This window comes from Kribbella sp. NPDC043289, from assembly GCF_056436705.1.
In genome coordinates, this window is the sequence record NZ_JBWKCB010000012.1 from 42,503 (window position 1) to 58,255 (window position 15,753).

The 15,753-nt window shown below is 68.7% G+C and carries 17 protein-coding genes; 5 read left to right on the top strand and 12 right to left on the bottom strand.

Going from position 1 to position 15,753, the window contains the following annotated elements:
- The first annotated feature begins 164 nt into the window (after nt 1-164).
- Entirely contained in the window at nt 165-671 is a 507-nt protein-coding gene (locus AC0662_RS39735) for a hypothetical protein (RefSeq protein ID WP_478307139.1), read from the top strand.
- A gap of 150 nt (nt 672-821) precedes the next feature.
- On the opposite strand, the gene AC0662_RS39740 is transcribed toward AC0662_RS39735, so the two are convergent.
- Nucleotides 822-1,973, bottom strand: coding sequence for a pyridoxal phosphate-dependent aminotransferase (locus tag AC0662_RS39740; protein WP_478307141.1), 1,152 nt, complete (start codon nt 1,971-1,973; stop codon nt 822-824).
- 10 nt (nt 1,974-1,983) lie between these two features.
- Nucleotides 1,984-2,427, bottom strand: coding sequence for a MarR family winged helix-turn-helix transcriptional regulator (locus tag AC0662_RS39745; RefSeq protein WP_478307143.1), 444 nt, complete (start codon nt 2,425-2,427; stop codon nt 1,984-1,986).
- A 117-nt stretch (nt 2,428-2,544) separates the two neighbouring features.
- Between AC0662_RS39745 and AC0662_RS39750 the strand changes: the two genes are divergently transcribed.
- Complete coding sequence (locus tag AC0662_RS39750) at nt 2,545-4,104, top strand: MFS transporter (protein ID WP_478307145.1); 1,560 nt, start codon at nt 2,545-2,547, stop codon at nt 4,102-4,104.
- A 16-nt stretch (nt 4,105-4,120) separates the two neighbouring features.
- Here the strand turns inward: AC0662_RS39750 and AC0662_RS39755 are convergent, their stop codons facing one another.
- From AC0662_RS39755 to AC0662_RS39780, 6 genes are all read right to left on the bottom strand, one after another.
- Complete coding sequence (locus tag AC0662_RS39755) at nt 4,121-4,534, bottom strand: hypothetical protein (RefSeq protein ID WP_478307147.1); 414 nt, start codon at nt 4,532-4,534, stop codon at nt 4,121-4,123.
- A 57-nt stretch (nt 4,535-4,591) separates the two neighbouring features.
- Entirely contained in the window at nt 4,592-5,386 is a 795-nt protein-coding gene (locus AC0662_RS39760; protein ID WP_478307149.1) for a helix-turn-helix transcriptional regulator, read from the bottom strand.
- Nucleotides 5,387-5,469: 83 nt separating this feature from the next.
- Nucleotides 5,470-7,440, bottom strand: a complete 1,971-nt coding sequence (locus AC0662_RS39765) for a glycosyl hydrolase family 28-related protein (RefSeq protein WP_478307151.1) — start codon at nt 7,438-7,440, stop codon at nt 5,470-5,472.
- A gap of 72 nt (nt 7,441-7,512) precedes the next feature.
- A complete protein-coding gene (locus AC0662_RS39770; protein WP_452202208.1) occupies nt 7,513-7,941 on the bottom strand; it encodes a GNAT family N-acetyltransferase in 429 nt (142 codons plus the stop codon).
- Nucleotides 7,938-8,636, bottom strand: a complete 699-nt coding sequence (locus AC0662_RS39775; RefSeq protein ID WP_478307153.1) for a FadR/GntR family transcriptional regulator — start codon at nt 8,634-8,636, stop codon at nt 7,938-7,940. Before AC0662_RS39775 ends, AC0662_RS39770 begins: the two co-directional genes overlap by 4 nt.
- A gap of 96 nt (nt 8,637-8,732) precedes the next feature.
- Nucleotides 8,733-9,377, bottom strand: a complete 645-nt coding sequence (locus AC0662_RS39780) for an HAD family hydrolase (protein ID WP_478307155.1) — start codon at nt 9,375-9,377, stop codon at nt 8,733-8,735.
- A gap of 55 nt (nt 9,378-9,432) precedes the next feature.
- Here AC0662_RS39780 and AC0662_RS39785 point away from each other — a divergent pair, with 55 nt between their 5' ends.
- On the top strand, nt 9,433-10,200 hold the full coding sequence (locus AC0662_RS39785; protein WP_452202214.1) for an SDR family NAD(P)-dependent oxidoreductase: 768 nt from the start codon (nt 9,433-9,435) through the stop codon (nt 10,198-10,200).
- Here AC0662_RS39785 and AC0662_RS39790 read toward each other — a convergent pair.
- Nucleotides 10,151-10,789, bottom strand: a complete 639-nt coding sequence (locus tag AC0662_RS39790; RefSeq protein WP_478307158.1) for a TetR/AcrR family transcriptional regulator — start codon at nt 10,787-10,789, stop codon at nt 10,151-10,153. The two genes, AC0662_RS39785 and AC0662_RS39790, sit on opposite strands and share 50 nt — an antisense overlap.
- Nucleotides 10,790-10,887: 98 nt before the next feature.
- Here AC0662_RS39790 and AC0662_RS39795 point away from each other — a divergent pair, with 98 nt between their 5' ends.
- Nucleotides 10,888-11,559, top strand: coding sequence for an NAD(P)-dependent oxidoreductase (locus tag AC0662_RS39795; protein ID WP_478307160.1), 672 nt, complete (start codon nt 10,888-10,890; stop codon nt 11,557-11,559).
- Between the two features lies 1 nt (nt 11,560).
- Here AC0662_RS39795 and AC0662_RS39800 read toward each other — a convergent pair whose 3' ends face one another.
- Entirely contained in the window at nt 11,561-12,460 is a 900-nt protein-coding gene (locus AC0662_RS39800) for a LysR family transcriptional regulator (protein ID WP_452202220.1), read from the bottom strand.
- Between the two features lie 265 nt (nt 12,461-12,725).
- Here AC0662_RS39800 and AC0662_RS39805 point away from each other — a divergent pair, with 265 nt between their 5' ends.
- Nucleotides 12,726-13,619, top strand: a complete 894-nt coding sequence (locus tag AC0662_RS39805) for a LysR family transcriptional regulator (protein WP_478307162.1) — start codon at nt 12,726-12,728, stop codon at nt 13,617-13,619.
- Here the strand turns inward: AC0662_RS39805 and AC0662_RS39810 are convergent.
- Nucleotides 13,616-14,440 (bottom strand): aldo/keto reductase, encoded by an 825-nt coding sequence (locus tag AC0662_RS39810; protein ID WP_478307164.1) that lies wholly within the window; start codon nt 14,438-14,440, stop codon nt 13,616-13,618. The two genes, AC0662_RS39805 and AC0662_RS39810, sit on opposite strands and share 4 nt — an antisense overlap.
- Before the next feature lie 62 nt (nt 14,441-14,502).
- A complete protein-coding gene (locus AC0662_RS39815) occupies nt 14,503-15,588 on the bottom strand; it encodes a winged helix DNA-binding domain-containing protein (protein ID WP_478307166.1) in 1,086 nt (361 codons plus the stop codon).
- Nucleotides 15,589-15,753 lie beyond the last annotated feature (165 nt).

Genomic DNA, 15,753 nt, shown 5'->3' on the forward strand with positions numbered 1-15,753 from the left:
CCCCGTCCTGCCCCGGGACACCTGTGGATGACGCCGGTGTTCGACTCGGCATTTCCTGGAGAATTCCATGAATGCCGAGTCCGCCCGAGCCCACCTTCAGCCTCTCTGCCTGGGTTGACGAGTCAGTAGTCGTCGGTCCCGTTGGTGGTGCCGGAACGTACACGATGGCAGCAGTCGTGACCGATGACGCACGCTGCGACGAACTGCGTCGCGAGCTCACCGATCTGAGCATCAAGCCTGGAGTTCGGCTGCACTGGGTCAGCGAGTCCGTCAAGCGACGGGACCTGATCGCCGAGGTGATCGCCCGGTTGGACATCGCCGCGATTCTCACCGTTGGTACGCCGATGGAACGGTCGCGGCAGGAGCGTGCTCGGCGGTGCTGTCTTGAGCGCTTGCTGTACGAACTGGATCGGTTCGGCGTCTCGGGCGCTTGGCTGGAGTCGAGGAGCGCGGTGCAGGACCGGCGCGACCTGCGGCTCGTCGACAGCGCACGCCGGAAGCGCTCGATCTCGCGTGACCTGCAAGTGCAGTTCGCGCGGCCGGCGGGTGAGCCGATGCTCTGGCTGCCGGACGCGGTTGCCGGGGCGATGTCGGCGTCGGTGGTGGGCGAGGACCGTTGGCTTGCGGCGATGGCTGCTGTCGTGACCATCCATCAGGTCGCCATCCGCTGACGGATGCTGCGCGGGCCAGCCCCGGAAAGCGCGAAAGCTGGGGCCCGTCGTTCCGGCGGGAATCCCAGCTTCACTTCTCACCCAGCAACGCGAGGTGAGCTGTCACCATCTTCGCACAACCAAGCGGCCGGTGTCGTGTTGTCCACAGGGTCAGAGTTTTTGGAGGCGGGTCAGGGCTTCTTGGAGGACTTCGGGTTGTTTGCAGAAGGCCCAGCGGACCAGGGGGCGGCCGGGTTCGGGGTGGTCGTAGAAGACCTGGTGGGGGATGGCGACGACGCCGGTTCGTTCGGGGAGCATGCGGCAGAACTCGATGCCGTCGGTGTGGCCGAGGGGGCGGATGTCGGTGGTGACGAAGTAGGTGCCGGACGGGCGGTGGACCTCGAAGCCCAGCTCGGCCAGGCCGTCGGCCAGCAGGTCGCGGCGGGACTGGAGGTCGGCGCGCAACGTGTCGAAGTAGTCGTTGCCTAGGGCAAGTGCGTTGGCGACGGCCGGCTGGAACGGGGCGCCGGAGGTGAACGTGAGGAACTGCTTCGCGGTGGTGACGGCCGTGACCACCTCGGGCGACCCGGTGACCCAGCCGATCTTCCACCCGGTGACCGCGAACGTCTTGCCGGCGCTGCTGATCGAGACGGTTCGCTCCGCCATCCCGTCGTACGACGCCAGCGGCCGGTGCCGAAGTCCGTCGTACACGAGGTGTTCGTAGACCTCGTCGGTGATGACGACCAGGTCGTGCTCGATCGCGATCGCGCAGATCCCGCGCAGTTCGTCGTCGGTGAGCACGGTCCCGGTCGGGTTGTGCGGTGAGTTGATCAGCAGCACCTTCGTCCGTGGGGTGACCGCGGCGCGCAGCTCGTCGAGATCCAAGCGGTACGACGGTGCGCGCAGCGTGACCGGGACGCGGCGGCCGCCGGCGAACGCGATGCCGGCCGCGTACGAGTCGTAGTACGGCTCGAGGGCGATCACCTCGTCACCGGGCTCGACGAACGCGAGCAACGCGGCAGCGACCGCCTCGGTCGCGCCGGTGGTGACCAGGACCTGCGTGTCGGGGTCGTACGCGAGGTCGTAGAACCGCTTCTGGTGTTCGGTGACCGCCTCGCGGAGCGCGGGGATGCCACGCGCGGGCGGGTACTGGTTCGCGCCCGCGCGGATCGCCGCGATCGCGTCCTCGAGCAGCGAATCCGGCCCGTCGCGGTCCGGGAACCCCTGCCCGAGGTTCACCGACCCGGTCGCCACCGCGAGCGCGGAGAACTCGGCGAAGATCGTCGTACCCAGCCCGGTCAACCGCTCACTCTGTGCGCGCATGTCACCGACTCTAGCTTTCGATCGTCTCCACCATGTGGGTCAGCCAGGCGCGGGCGGTGGTGCGGTCGGGGCGGCTGAAGGACGCCTCGAGTTCGTCCTCGAGCTTGCGGATCGCGGGCGTGGCCTCGTCCAGCCGGCGGGCCCCGGCGGTGGTCAGGTGCACCTGCTGGGTACGTCGGTCCTTCGGGTTCGGCTGCCGCTCGATCAGGCCGGCCCGCTCCATGCCGGTGATCAGTTCGTTGGCCGACTGCCGCGTGGTGCCGACGACGCGGCCGACGTCCGCGATGGTCAGGCCCGGATCCTTCCGCACGCACAGCAGCGTCCCGTACTGCTGCACCGACAGCTCGTGCTCCGCCAGCACCTCTGCCAGCGCCGAGCGCATGCTCAGCCAGGCGTGCCGGACGAGAAAGGTGATGCAGCCGTCCTCGAATGCGGGGTCGGGGGGGGAGTCCATGCGCTCCATTCTGCCGGGCCCGCGCAGCGCGGGATCACGAAAAGGTGATTGACAGGTTCCTGTCAATCTACGACGATGGGAAACCTCGTCAGGGTCCTGACAATCATAGGAGACTTCGTGTCCACGATCGACCCCCCGCGGCAACGCCGCATCCTCGCGATCCTGGTGGTCTCGGCCGTCCTGATCTGGATCGACTCGACCGTCCTCGGTATCGCTCTCGAACGGCTCGCCGACCCGGTCACCGGGCTCGGTGCCACGCCCGGCCAGCTGCAGTGGGCCGTCGGCATCTACTCGCTGCTGTTCGCCACCGCGCTGTTCCTCGCCGGCGCGCTCGGCGACCGCTACGGCCATCGCACCGTGCTGATGGCCGGTCTGGTGATCTTCGGAGCCGCCTCGGCCTGGGCCGCCTGGGCCACCGGACCGGTCGCGCTCATCCTCGCCCGCGCCGCCATGGGCCTCGGTGGCGCGCTGATCATGCCGCCGTCGATGGCGATCATCGGCTGGACCTTCCCGCCGGAGCGCCGGGCCGGCGCGATCGCGATCTGGGGTTCGTCGGCCGGCGTCGGTGTCGCCGTCGGACCGGTGCTCGGCGGCCTGCTGATCGACCACTTCTGGTGGGGCTCGGTCTTCACCATCAACCTGCCGATCGTCGCCTTCGGCCTGCTCGGCGCGGCCCTCGTCCTCCCGAATCCGCGCAGCCCGCAGCGCCGCCGCCTCGACCCGCTCGGCCTCGGACTGTCGACGTTCGGTCTGCTCGGTCTCTCGTACGGCCTGATCGAAGGCGGTCATCAGGGCGGCTGGAACCGCTGGCAGGTCTGGGCGAGCATCGCCGGCGGACTCGTCCTGCTCGCCGGTTTCGTCTTCTCCGAATGGCGGGAACGCGAGCCGAGCTTCGACCCGCGGCTGTTCCGCAACCGCCGATTCGCCGCCGGCAACTTCGCCCTCGCGGTCGTCTTCCTGCTGCTGACCGGCCAGAGCTTCTACCTCGCCTTCTACCTGCAGGGTGCGCGCGGGATGAGCGCGCTGTCGGCCGGCCTGATGTCGTTGCCGGCCGCAAGCGGTGTCATCGTTGGGTCGCAACTGGGCGCCCGGCTCGCGGCCCGGTTCGGAGTCGCCAAGGTCTCGGGTACGGCGGTCTTCATGCTCGCCGTCTGTTCCGCACTGAACCTGCTGTACGACGTCGACACCCCACTGGTGTGGGTCGGGGTGATCGGTGCGCTGGTCGGCCTGTCCATCGGGATGACCACGGCACCCACCACGACCGCCGTACTCGCGACTCTCCCGCTGGATCGGATGGGCGCCGGTTCCGCGGTCAACAATGTCCTGCGTCAGGTCGGCAGCGTTCTCGGGGTCGCCATCCTCGGGACGGTCGTCTCGTCGACGTACCAGCACCGGATCGGGTCGGCGCTGACCGGTCTGCCGGACGGTGCCCGGGAGGCCGCCGGGACCTCGGCCGAGGCGACCCGGCACGTGGCCGGCACGCTCGGCCGCCCGGAACTGGTGAAGGCCGCGAACGACGCCTTCATCCACGCCATGCACACCGCGGCGCTGGTCGGAGCGGGCATCGTCCTGGTCGGCGCGATCGTCCTCGTGCTCGCCTTCCGGAGCCCCAGGCCATCACAATCCGCGGATCAGCCGGCCGGCGAGCGTGAGCCCGCCGACGCCGGCCGATTGTGATGGCCTGGGGAAACGCCTACTTACGGAAGTTGTGCGCGCCCGCGGTGTAGCAGCGGTCCCAGAAGATGACCCGGTCGGCCGGGTTGGTGGCCCACTCGCCGCGGCAGAGGTAGCCCTCCAGCAGCGTGTTCTCGTCGTACGCGGTCAGGGTGCAGGTCGTTCCCGAGGTGTCGGCGCCGCTGTGGTCCCAGCACGCCCAGCCGGAGCTGACACCCGGCTTGTGCACGAACAGCAGCAGTGAGTGGCCGTCGGCCTCCTGGTCGTTGACCTTGATCACGTTGCCGGTGTCGGTGTAGCTCGCTGTACCGATGTCGTTCCCGTCGCCCTGCTGCCACAGCCAGGTCACTGCAGCGCTGGCCTGCGTGGCGGTCAGGGTCACCAGTGCGGCAGTGGTGGCCAGAGCGGCGGCCACCCGGGTCGTCTTACGCATCGCGTCATCCCCTTTGCTGAGTCCGCCCGATCCCGGACGGGGGACCGGTGCGGTGGCTCAGCGTCGCCGAGTGCCGACGGGGACGGCGAATCGGTTGCAGGTTCCTGCAATCGCACGGTCCTCGACGGCCTTCAACCGCGCGTACCGGACGCCGGCCGCGAACCGTGTGACGACCTGGAAGACGTCGAGCAACCGCGCGACCTCGTACCGCACGGTCCGGACGCTCAACCCGAGCTGCTCCGCGATCTCCTCGTCCGTGCACCCGTCCTCGAGCTGCTCGGCGATCACTCGCTGGCGCGCGGTCAGCTCACCTGGCCGCACCCGGAACTCCGCCGCCCGTACGGCGGTTTCGCGGACGGCCCGCAGATACTGACCGGTCGCGTTCACCGCCTCGGTGCAGCGCAGCAGCATCAGGCTGCGCCGGCCGTCGACGACCGGTCCTTCGACGATGACGCGCTCACGGTCCAGCAGTTTCACCTGCATCGCCCCGTCGGCGAGGTGGTACGGCATGTTCTCGGCATCGATGATGAAGTCGGTGACCTGGTCCGCCCCGCCGCAGGTGTCGAAGTAGCTGGTCATCCGTACGCCGCGCTCGATCAGGATCTGGTTGTACGCGTGGCCCCGCCGAAACCCGTGCAGCGTCTGGCAGCGCGTCGAGGTGACCGCGACCAGCTCCTCCGACCTGCCGCACTGGTCTTGCAACCAGTCCCGCAGGGCGTCGTCGTCCTCCCCGAAGATCCGCACGTCCGCCGTGCCGTGCCCCGCAAACCACTCGTCGCAGCTTCGCGCGCGCACGACCTGTAGCCGCAGCGACGCGTCCAGCACGACCTGCCTGCTGGTCGAATGACTCATCCCACCCCCCCCGTGGCGATCCCACCCCGGGGTGATCGTCTCATCTACGGCGGGTTAGCGCACGCCTCCGGTGCGCGACAAATTCACCCCCAGGGCGACGGTGGCGGGGGTGGCACGACGGTGGGGCGGTCCTCGCACCAGGTTGGGCCGGTCCAGCCGCCGTCGTTGCCGCCGAGGTCGCGCACCTCGAACTCGGGCGGGCCGTTGAAGTGGAACGTGCCGCAGTTGTTGACGAACGGCGCGCCGACGTTCCGCGCGTCGACGTTCTCGAACGTCGCCCCGCCGCCGACCCGGGCGTTCACCACGTTCGTCCCGGTGCCGTCGACCTTGATGTTGCGGACGGCAACGTTCGTGATCGCGTACTCGTCCTTCACCGGCCAGTCGACGACGAACAGCATCGCGTTGTACGTCGAGTCCAGGAACGAACTGTCGGTGATCTCGATCCTGCCGGACATCGTGGACTGCAAGGCGTACAGCCAGATCGCCCCGAGTCCGATGTCCCAGTTCAGGTCGCGGGGCCCGCCGCGGATCGTGGTGTTCCGGGCGAAGGTCAGCGTGCCCTCGAACGGTGTCGCGTTGAACCGTGATCCGGCGTGCAGCGTGCTGCCCTCCCGGATCGGGTCGGCGACGAGGTTGTCGGTCACCGCGTTGTCCCGGCCGCCATAGATGGCGATGTTGTTCGCGAGGACCGGCGTCTGCACGGTGTTGTGGTCGTAGACGTTGTCGTGGTTGACGAGACCGGATGGGTTCGCCTCCGACCACATCGCGAGCCCGTCGTCACCGCTGTTGCGCACGAAGTTGTTGGTGGCCCGGACGTTCGACACGCCAACGTGCAGGTTGATGCCGTCGGCAACGGCGTCGGTGATCACGTTGTTCCGAATCAGCAGGCCGTCCATCGGGCCGTCGAGCCAGATCCCGACCTTCGTGTGGTGCAGGTACAGGTTCTCGATCGTCGAGCCGCCGCCGATCGAGCCGCCGATCCCGTTCACCTGATCGGTGTCGATGCGTTCCCGGACGTCACTCTCGATCGCGAAGTCCGACAGATGTACGCCGGTGCTCCCGCCGTCGGCGGCGTACCGGCCGTAGAAGCCGGGCGCGCTGTGCACGGACTTGTCCGGCGCCGGTTCGGCGAGCGGGAGGACCCGGCCCTTGATGATCGTCCACCAGTTGCCGGCGCCGCGGACCGTCATCTGGTCGACGACGATGTGCCGGTTGACCTGGAACGTGCCCGCCGGAATGAACACCGACCAGCCGATCCGTTTCGCTGCCGCGATCGTCCGTTCGATCGCCGGCGCGGCATCCCGCCGTCCGGTCGGGTCGGCCCCGAAGAGTCGTACGTCGAGCGATCGCGCCGGCTGCCGCAGCGGTGCGTTCACCAGTTCGAAGTCCGCGACGTCGACGACCGTCCACGCGGCCGGCGTGGTCCGCGGTACGGCGAATCGCACGCGATCACCGGCCTGGTAGGTCCGATCGAGCAGCACCCGTTGCTCGTCGTAGAAGTGGTTCGGCCGGAAGGGCTTCGCGACCGGATCCGGTTCGGGTTTCCACCAGCCCGGGGTCGGGTCGACGTTCGGGTCGTTCGAGAACGGATACATCCCGTACAGCCAGGCGTACTGCGACGTCAGCGTCATCGTGCGCTTGTGCTTCCCGTTCACCGACACGTCCAGTGGTGCGGTGATCCCGCCACCGGTTGCTGCGTCGGGGATGCTGTACCGCAGCGTCAGCGCGTTCGCGGGACGGGTCAGCGTGAATTCGACGTACTGCTTCGGCTGAAGGCGTACGGCGCTGCGCCCGGAGGCCTCGGCCGGGAGCGTGTACGCCTCGCGACTCGGACCGATCCGTTCGCCGGTGAAGAGTGCGTTCTCCGCCTCCTGCTCGACGAACGGTACGTCGGCGCCGCGGCCGGCGACCAGTGCGGGATCGAGGCCGGCGCGGGTGACCCGCGGCGTACCGGGTTGGGCGGTGGCCGGCTGGGTGATGAGCAGTTGGGTGATGAACAGGGCACCGAGGACGGCGGTCGTCAGGGCGACCGTGAGCAAGCGCGAACGGGACATCGGCGGATCCCCTCCCGGACGAAATGTCTGGAGGTTATGCACCCGACGTCAGGCACGCAAGATCTCGACAGGTCAGAGAAATTTACGGACCATGAAGACGTCGACCGGGTCTTCGCTCTCCACCACGAAGCCGTGGCGGTCGTACAGCTTGCGGGCCGGGCTGCCTTGCAGGACGTTCAGCGCGACGGTCATATCCGCGCGTTCCAACACCGACGCCAGAACGGCCGTACCGAGGCCGCGCCCTTGGTGGTGCGGGGCGAGGTAGAAGTGCTCCAGCCACTGACGGTCCGCGGCGGGCCGCAAGGTGATCGAGCCGGCGAGCTCGCCGTCGACCTCGATGATCCGGGTGTTCTCAGGGACGAACGCGTCGCGCAGCCGTTGCCGGACGCGCACCGCGTCGTACCGCCCGAGGCGTTCCAGGTCCGGGCGCATGACGACGGCCCGGAGCTCGACGAGGTCCTCGAGGTCGGCGGTGGTCGCGGGGCGGAGAGTCCAGTTCATGGCAGGTCCGGTTGGGGGACCGGGCGGAGGGCGCGGAGCCAGCGCTCGGTCTGGGCGATGTGGTCGGAGGCCGCGGTGGCGGCCGCGGCCGGGTCCCGGCTGGTGATTCCGTGCAGGATCGCGCGGTGGCCTCGGTCGCTGGTCTGCTTGATCGCGTCGAAGTCCGAGCCCGGTTCGAAGATCCGGTAGTGGCCGCCGCGGCCACGGATCACGTCGGTCAGCGCGGTAACGGTCTGGTTGCCGCCGGCCGTGCAGATCTCGCCGTGGAACTCGGCGTCCAGGTGCTGGATCTCGGTCGCGTCCGTGGTCGCCTCGAGCCGGTCGAGGATCGCGCCCAGTCGCGCCCCCAGCTCCGGGTCCTGCCGAGCGGCCGCCGCGGCCGTTGCGTGCGATTCGAGCACCCGGCGTACTTCGAGCAGCTCGAGCACCCCCTCGAGCGGGATCAGCTCGACCGAGAGCGAGAACCGGCGGATGATCGTGGCCGGGTCCAGCGCCGACACGTACGTCCCCGAACCGTGCCGGGACTCGATCACCCCGAGCGCCCCCAGCGAGCGCACCGCCTCGCGCAGCGAGCTCCGGGACACCCCCAGGTGGTCGCACAACTCCGGCTCCGGCGGGAACTTGGCCCCCGGACCGAGCTCACCGGACGCGATCATCTGCCGGAGCCCGGCCAGCGCCTTGTCCGTTGCAGCCATCCCCTCACCTCCTCCCCAGAAGCCTAAGTCCTCAGACCATTCGCGGTCACATCGCCCATCGCCAGGCTGAGACGACGGGTCGCAGCCCACAATTCATCAGATCTTTGTCAGCGCACTGAGAAAGCCTGATACATCAGCCGCCCGCCACCGCCGCGCCGCGAGCTGCTCGTACGGCGCCCCGCCGGTCACCCACACGGTCGTCATCCCGCGCTCGTGCGGCAGCGCGAGGTTCACCTCGAGGTCGTCGAACATCGCGGCCAGCGCCGGGTCGATCCCGAACCGTGTCAGGAACGCGTCCAGGCTCTCGGCGTACGGCTTCGGGACCAGGTCACCGGCGAGGATGTCGAAGACACCGTCGATGCAGTCGCCCAGTCCGAGCCGCCGGAGCGCCTGCTCCGCGTGGTACGCCGATCCGTTCGTGTACACGTACCGGCGTCCGGGCAGCGTCTCCAGGGCGGCGGCGAGTGCCGGGTCGGGACCGATCACCGAGTAGTCGATCCGGCGCTCGAAGCCGAGGAAGTCGTGCGGGTCGATGGTGCCGGTCAGCATCGCGCCGCGCAGCGACGTACCGAATTCGGCGACGAGTTCGGACTGGATGCGACGGGCGCCGGCGAGGTCGGTTCCGTAGTACTCGGCCAGGGTCGAGAGGATGCCGTGGGTGAGCTGATCGGCGAGTGCGGAACCGGCCGGGTAGAGAGTGTTGTCGAGGTCCAGCACCCAGGTCTCGATGTCCGCCAGCATCCGAACAGCGTAGGTGACACACTGGACTCTGTACCTACGGGAGGGACGGCACACCATGGCGACTGCGCTGGTCACCGGACCGGCGACCGGGATCGGCCGGGCGTTCGCGGACAAGCTGGCGCGCGAGGGTTACGACCTGGTGCTGGTGTCGCGCGACGAGGCGCGGCTCAAGGAGGTCGCCACCGAGATCACCCGGTTGCACGGTGTCGAGTGCGAGGTGCTGGCCGCCGACCTGACCGACCCGGACGACCTGGCCCGCGTCGAGGAGCGGTTCCGCACCGGACCGATCGAGGTACTGGTGAACAACGCCGGATTCGGGCAGAAGAAGCCGTTCTGGCTGAACCCGGTCGAGGTCGAGGAGAAGCAACTCGATCTGCTGGTGCGCGTCGTCCTGCGGCTCACGCACGCCGCCGTACAGCCGATGATCGAGCGGGGCTCGGGTGCGGTGATCAACGTGTCGTCGGTCGCCGGATTCCTGCAGCGCAACGTCTACAGCGCGCACAAGGCGTGGGTGACGACGTTCTCGGCCGGGCTGGCGGTCCAGTTGCACGCCCAGGGGGTTGCCGTGATGGCGCTGTGCCCGGGGTTCGTGCACACCGAGTTCCACGAGCGGATGGGGATGGACAAGTCGCTCATCCCGTCGTTCATGTGGCTGGACGCGACCGATCTGGTCGACGCGGCCTGGAAGGACCTGGCGCGCGGCAAGGCGATCTCGGTCCCGAGCCTGCGCTACAAGGCGGTTATGGTCGCGGCGCGGTTCACGCCGCGCGCGCTCATCGCGCGGGTGTCGACCGTGGGGCTGGACCCCCGGCGGCGCGCTTGACCGGGAGTAGTGACTCGGACAACGTCTTGGCCAGCGCGGCCGCGAACGTGGCGTGCTCGTCGGCCGTCGGCTCGAGACCGGCGAACGCGACCTCGAACCCGCGCTGGAAGCAGGCACCGAACAACAGCGCCGCCGCGGCGTCCACATCAGCGGTACGCCGGATGCGCCCGAGCTTCTGCTCCTCGCGCAGGTAGCGGACCAGTCCCTCCTGCGCCTTGTGCGGCCCCGCGTTGAGTTCCTGCAGCCGGCGCCGATGGGCGACGAGCAGGTCCTGCGACGAGAACAGCGACACCAGGATCGGGAACCCTTCGACGTAGAACTCGATCGCGGTCCGGGCCAGGCGGGTCAGGTTGCCGCGCACTGTCCCGCTGCCCGGGTTGCCGATCAGTTCCTTGAGTGAGCCGGGGAGCTGGGGCATCCGCTCGTGCAGGACCGCGAGCAGGATCGCGGCCTTGTCCGCGAAATGCTTGTAGAGCGCCGCCTCGGAGTACCCGGCGACCTGCGCGATCGACTTGGTGGTCGCCCGCGCGAAGCCCTGCGTCCGCAGTACCTCCGCGGCCGCGTCCAGGATGTCCTCCCTGGTGCCCATCCCTGTCCTCCCGTCGTCGTCGGCAGCCTACCTTGACAGGTTGGTGAGTGTTCACTAACCATGGTGAGTGAGTGTTTACTAACCTGGAGGGGTCGAGGATGAAGCTGGTGGTGTTCGGGGCGTCGGGCCGGATCGGGACCGAGCTGGTGCGTCAGGGGATCGCGGCCGGTCATGCGGTGACGGCCGTGGTGCGCGAGGGCTCGAGTCTTCAGGTGGCGCTGCCGGAACTGCGGCTGGTCGCGGCGCGGGCCGGGGTGCCCACTGGGCTGGTCGACGTGGTGACCGCCGACGTGCTGGATCCGGCCGCGATCACGCCCGTCGTGGACGGCCACGACGCGGTGTTGTCCGCGCTCGGTCCGCGTCCGTCGGGGCTGAGCAGTGTGCTGACCGACGGCGCGCGGAGCGTGCTGGAGGCGATGGACGCGACCGGTGTACGGCGGTTCCTCGTGGTGAGTGCCGCTGGGATCCACAGCAAAGGGGACCACCCGTTCACGAAGTACGTCGTGAAGCCGATCCTGCAGCGGGTCCTGCGGGAGTCGTTCGCGGATACCCGACGGATGGAGGAGTTGGTCGCGGCGAGCGGTACCGACTGGACGATCGTGTGCCCGCCGCGACTGACGAATGGTGCCGCGAAGGGCAGGATCCGCAGCAACACCGAGGGCACGGTGCGGGGCGGCTTCTCGATGACGCGGGCCGACGTCGCGACGTACCTGCTGCGTGCGGTCGAGGACGCCGACGTGATTCGGAAGACCGTGGTGATCTCGAACTGAGCTACAGCTTCTCCGCGACCTCGGTGAGTACGTCGAGGGTGGCGGTGATCAGGGGGTGATCGGCCCGGCTCGCGCGAACTGCGGCGTACACCCGGCGGGTCGGGGCCGGATCGGGAAGCGGACGGATCAGCGCCAGCGTCGGCTCCGGTACGGCGAGGCGCGGGACCAGAGAGACGCCCGCGCCGGCGGCGACAAGTGCGGCGACTGCGCGGAAGTCGTCGGACTGGTGGACGATCCGCGGCTGGAACCCGGCCTGTTCGCAGGCGAGGACGACGACGTCGCGGATCGGGTTGCCGGGGGTGGTCATCACCCAGTCGTCCTGCGCGAGCATCGCCAGCTCGATGGTGTCGTGGTTCGCGGCCGGGTGCGCCGGTGGCAGGACGGCGACGAACGGTTCGGCGTACAAGGGGATCCGGGACAGGCGGCGGTCGTCGGGGCGCGGCGAGCCGCGATGCTCGACGGCGATCGCGAGGTCGGCGTCACCATCGAGCAGTTGGGTGATGCCCTGGTGCCCCTCGGCGTCGCGGACGACGAGGTCGAGGCCGGGGGTGGTCTCCCGCAGCCGGGTCAGGGTCGGGGCGACCAGCAAGGTGATGGCGGTGGCGAAGGCGGTCACGCGCACTTCGCCGTTGACGCCGTTCGCGTTCAGGCGCATCGCGTCCTCGGCGCGTTCGACCTCGGCGAGGATCGTGTCCGCGTGGGCGAGCAGCAGGCGGCCGGCCGAGGTGATCGCGACCCGGCGGCCGCGGCGTTCGAGCAGTTCCTGGCCGACCTCGGACTCCAGGGCGGCCAGCTGCTGGGAGACCGCCGAGGGCGTCAGGTGCAGCACCTCGGCGGCCGCCGTCACGGTCCCGTGGTCAGCAAGCGCGCGCAACACCCGCAGGCGTCGTACCTCGATCACGGACCTCAGCTTCGCACAGCTGTTCCGGCCGGGTGGTTCGGAACCACGTGCTGACCATGGAGAAGAAGTGGCGACGGGGAGCGTAGGGCCGGATCGGTGCGTCCGGCATGGCCGAGTGAGTCTGGTCGTGGATCGACTTGATGACGCTGAATGGGACGTAGTGCACGGTGGTTCCTTTCGACCCTTCGACAGTAGGAACCGGGACCTTGATGCGTCCAATGAAAGTTCTTCGCTGAGTTGATGTGTTTGGTGCATGATTGAGCGTATGGAACTGCGTCAGCTCAGGTCGTTCGTGGTGGTGGCCGAGGAGATGAACGTCGGGCGTGCCGCGACCCGGCTGCACCTCACCCAGCCGTCGCTCAGCCGGCAGATCGCCGCGCTGGAGCACGATCTCGGTGTGGAGCTGTTCGCCCGGGTGAAGCGCCGGTTCGTGCTGACGGCCGCGGGGGCGACGTTTCTCGCCGAGGCTCAGGATCTGTTGCGGCGGGCCGACGAGGCGGTTCGCGCGGCGCAGCGGACGCAGCGCGGTGAGCTCGGGACGTTGCGGCTGCGATTCGTGCAGTCGGCAACGTTCGAGGCGCTGCCGCGGATCCTCGGAGCCTTTCGGGAGGCGTATCCCGAGGTGGTGCTCGATCTGGAGACGCTGACGACGCTGCGCCAGACGGAGGCGTTGCGGGACGGGCGGATCGACGTGGGGCTACTCCGTCCGAGTACGCCGTCGGGCGGGGATGCCGTCGTACAACTGGCGCCGAGTCTGGCGTCTCGGGTGGTGGCGGAGAACCCGCTGGTGGCCGTGCTGCCGGCGCGGCATCGGCTGGCCCGGCGCAAACGGGTGCGGCTGACGGACCTGGCGGACGAGCCGTTCGTGTTCTACTCGCGGCCGAGCGGCCCGGCGGTGTACGACACGATCGTCGGGTACTGCCGGGCGGCCGGGTTCACGCCGCAGATGGAGCAGGAGGCGGCCGACGTCCAGACGATCGTGTCGCTGGTCGCCGCCGGGCTCGGGGTGTCGCTGCTGATCAGCCCGACACCACCGACGAACCCGGACAGCGTCGTCTACCGCGAGTTGTCCGACGACCTGCCACCCTGGCAACTCTCCGTGGCCTGGTCGCCGGCCAACCGCTCACCCGTGTTGCAACGCTTCCTGGAACTCGTTTAGCCGAAGACGTCCGGGTCGCCGCCGGTGCGGACGCCGGTTTCGAGGTCGGCGATGGCGGCCATGTCGTCGTTGTCCAGGGCGAAGTCGAAGACCTCGAAGTTCTCCTGGATCCGGCTCGGGGTCTTGGACTTCGGGATCACCACATTGCCGAGCTGCAGGTGCCAGCGGATCATCACCTGCGCGGCCGACTTACCGTACTTCGCACCGATCGTCTTCAGCGCGGCGTTCTCCAGCAGGTCGCCGGAGGCCAGCGGGCTCCACGCCTCGGTGACGATGTCGTTCTCGGCGTTGAACGCGCGCAGGTCGTCCTGCGGCAGCGCCGGGTGCAGCTCGATCTGGTTCACCGCCGGCCGGATCGTGGTCTCCTCGAAGATCCGCCGCAGCGCGGGCTCGTGGAAGTTCGAGACACCGATCGAGCGGACCCGCTTGTCGGCGTACAGCTGCTCGAGGGCCTTCCAGGTGTCGACGTACAGATCGCGCTGCAGCGACTGCCAGTGGATCAGGTACAGGTCGACGTACTCGAGGCCGAGCTTCGCCAGGCTGGTGTCGAACGCCTTCAGCGTGGAGTCGTAGCCCTGGTCGCTGTTCCACACCTTGGTGGTGATGAACAGGTCGTCACGGGGGATGCCGGACGCGGCGATGGCCCGGCCGACACCTTCTTCGTTGCCGTAGATGGCCGCGGTGTCGATGTGCCGGTAGCCGGTCTCGAACCCAGCGGCCACGACGTCGGTGACGATCTCGTCCTCGATCTGCCAGACCCCCAGGCCCAGCTGCGGGATCTCGACGCCGTTGTCCAGAGTGATGGAGGGGACTGTGCTCATCTACCCATTCCACCCGGCAAAAGGTTTCCGGCCCAGTCATCTGACGTGTGACAACAACCTCATTAACCGTTCGTAACCACCGCGAAGGACTTGGCATCCGGCTCCAGGAAGCGGAGCAGCCCGCTGCCTTCGCGCTCCAGCTCGGCCTGTGTCTTCTTCAGCAACTTCCCGAACGGGGTCAGGGTGAGAGTGGCCACACCGCGTTTCTTCTCGCTCGTCCACAGCCCGGCGACCACCCCGTCGACGGTGTACGTCGCCTTGACCCGGAGATTCTTCGTGTACACAGCGGGTTTGTGCTCGTCCGCGATGATCCGCTCCCGTTTCGCGTGTGACAGCAGCACGTTGTCGAACTCCGGCAGGAACCGCACCGGCGCCGGTGTCTCCGGATCCGGCCGAGGGCCATCGGGTACGTCGTACAGCGTTTTGCCGGCGTCGTCGGTGAAGGTCACCAGCTCCAGCGCGTCGAACAACGGCTTCGCCTTCTGCAATCCGGACCAGGTCTGGAAGTCCGCGGGAGTCGCCGGACCGAACGCCTGGAGGTAGCGAATGACCAGCTCCTTGGCCTCGGCGCGTCGGTGCAGCTTCTTACCGATCCACTCCTCGGCCGGGGTGAACCGGGAGTTCGCCGTCCAGGACCAGCGCACGTCCGTCGGGTACATCACCAGCGGCACGAGCATCCGCGTGCAGAACCCGAGCGCGCGCTCGTTCACCTCCGGGAACTGCTGCTGGAGCGCGTCCCGCACTTCGGTGAACGTCAACGGTTCCTTCGCGAGCAGCTTCTCCGCGGCGGCAACGACCTTGTCCGGCTGCAGCCCCGCGCCCCGGTCACCGAGCACCTTCAACCCGGCCTCGAGCACCGGCGCCACCGTCACCCGGAACCGCAGGTAGTCCGCCGCGGTCACCAGATGCAAGGTCCCGCGGAACATCGTCGCGCGGACGACGCCCCGCGCCTCGACGGCCTGATCCAGCTGGGTCTCCGTGAACCCGTCGATCCGCGTCCACAGCCCGACGTACGGGTGTTTGGGCTCCTGCCCTTGCATCCCGGCGAGCCGCTCGACCACCTGGACCGCGGACGTGGACTCGCGCTCGAGCAACAGTTGCCGCGCGAGCGTTGCCCGGTTGACCGCCTTCGCACTCAGAACCGACATGCCCACATCCTGCCCGCGAACACCGACAAATCGGCGAACCAGGCGTCCCGGCGCCGGCGAATATCGCCCTAGGTGGATGAGTCGGACTCGGTGTCCCAGATGCGATCTTCGTCCTGCGAGCCGGATTCGCGAGCACCGACGAGGGACCCGGGGGTGGGCACAGAT

Excerpts from the sequence above, each read along its gene's own strand:
- AC0662_RS39735 (WP_478307139.1), top strand. The coding sequence starts at position 165 with ATGGCAGCAGTCGTGACCGATGACGCACGCTGCGACGAACTGCGTCGC.
- AC0662_RS39740 (WP_478307141.1), bottom strand. The coding sequence starts at position 1,973 with ATGCGCGCACAGAGTGAGCGGTTGACCGGGCTGGGTACGACGATCTTC.
- AC0662_RS39745 (WP_478307143.1), bottom strand. The coding sequence starts at position 2,427 with ATGGACTCCCCCCCCGACCCCGCATTCGAGGACGGCTGCATCACCTTT.
- AC0662_RS39755 (WP_478307147.1), bottom strand. The coding sequence starts at position 4,534 with ATGCGTAAGACGACCCGGGTGGCCGCCGCTCTGGCCACCACTGCCGCA.
- AC0662_RS39760 (WP_478307149.1), bottom strand. The coding sequence starts at position 5,386 with ATGAGTCATTCGACCAGCAGGCAGGTCGTGCTGGACGCGTCGCTGCGG.
- AC0662_RS39765 (WP_478307151.1), bottom strand. The coding sequence starts at position 7,440 with ATGTCCCGTTCGCGCTTGCTCACGGTCGCCCTGACGACCGCCGTCCTC.
- AC0662_RS39770 (WP_452202208.1), bottom strand. The coding sequence starts at position 7,941 with ATGAACTGGACTCTCCGCCCCGCGACCACCGCCGACCTCGAGGACCTC.
- AC0662_RS39775 (WP_478307153.1), bottom strand. The coding sequence starts at position 8,636 with ATGGCTGCAACGGACAAGGCGCTGGCCGGGCTCCGGCAGATGATCGCG.
- AC0662_RS39780 (WP_478307155.1), bottom strand. The coding sequence starts at position 9,377 with ATGCTGGCGGACATCGAGACCTGGGTGCTGGACCTCGACAACACTCTC.
- AC0662_RS39785 (WP_452202214.1), top strand. The coding sequence starts at position 9,433 with ATGGCGACTGCGCTGGTCACCGGACCGGCGACCGGGATCGGCCGGGCG.
- AC0662_RS39790 (WP_478307158.1), bottom strand. The coding sequence starts at position 10,789 with ATGGGCACCAGGGAGGACATCCTGGACGCGGCCGCGGAGGTACTGCGG.
- AC0662_RS39795 (WP_478307160.1), top strand. The coding sequence starts at position 10,888 with ATGAAGCTGGTGGTGTTCGGGGCGTCGGGCCGGATCGGGACCGAGCTG.
- AC0662_RS39805 (WP_478307162.1), top strand. The coding sequence starts at position 12,726 with ATGGAACTGCGTCAGCTCAGGTCGTTCGTGGTGGTGGCCGAGGAGATG.
- AC0662_RS39810 (WP_478307164.1), bottom strand. The coding sequence starts at position 14,440 with ATGAGCACAGTCCCCTCCATCACTCTGGACAACGGCGTCGAGATCCCG.
- AC0662_RS39815 (WP_478307166.1), bottom strand. The coding sequence starts at position 15,588 with ATGTCGGTTCTGAGTGCGAAGGCGGTCAACCGGGCAACGCTCGCGCGG.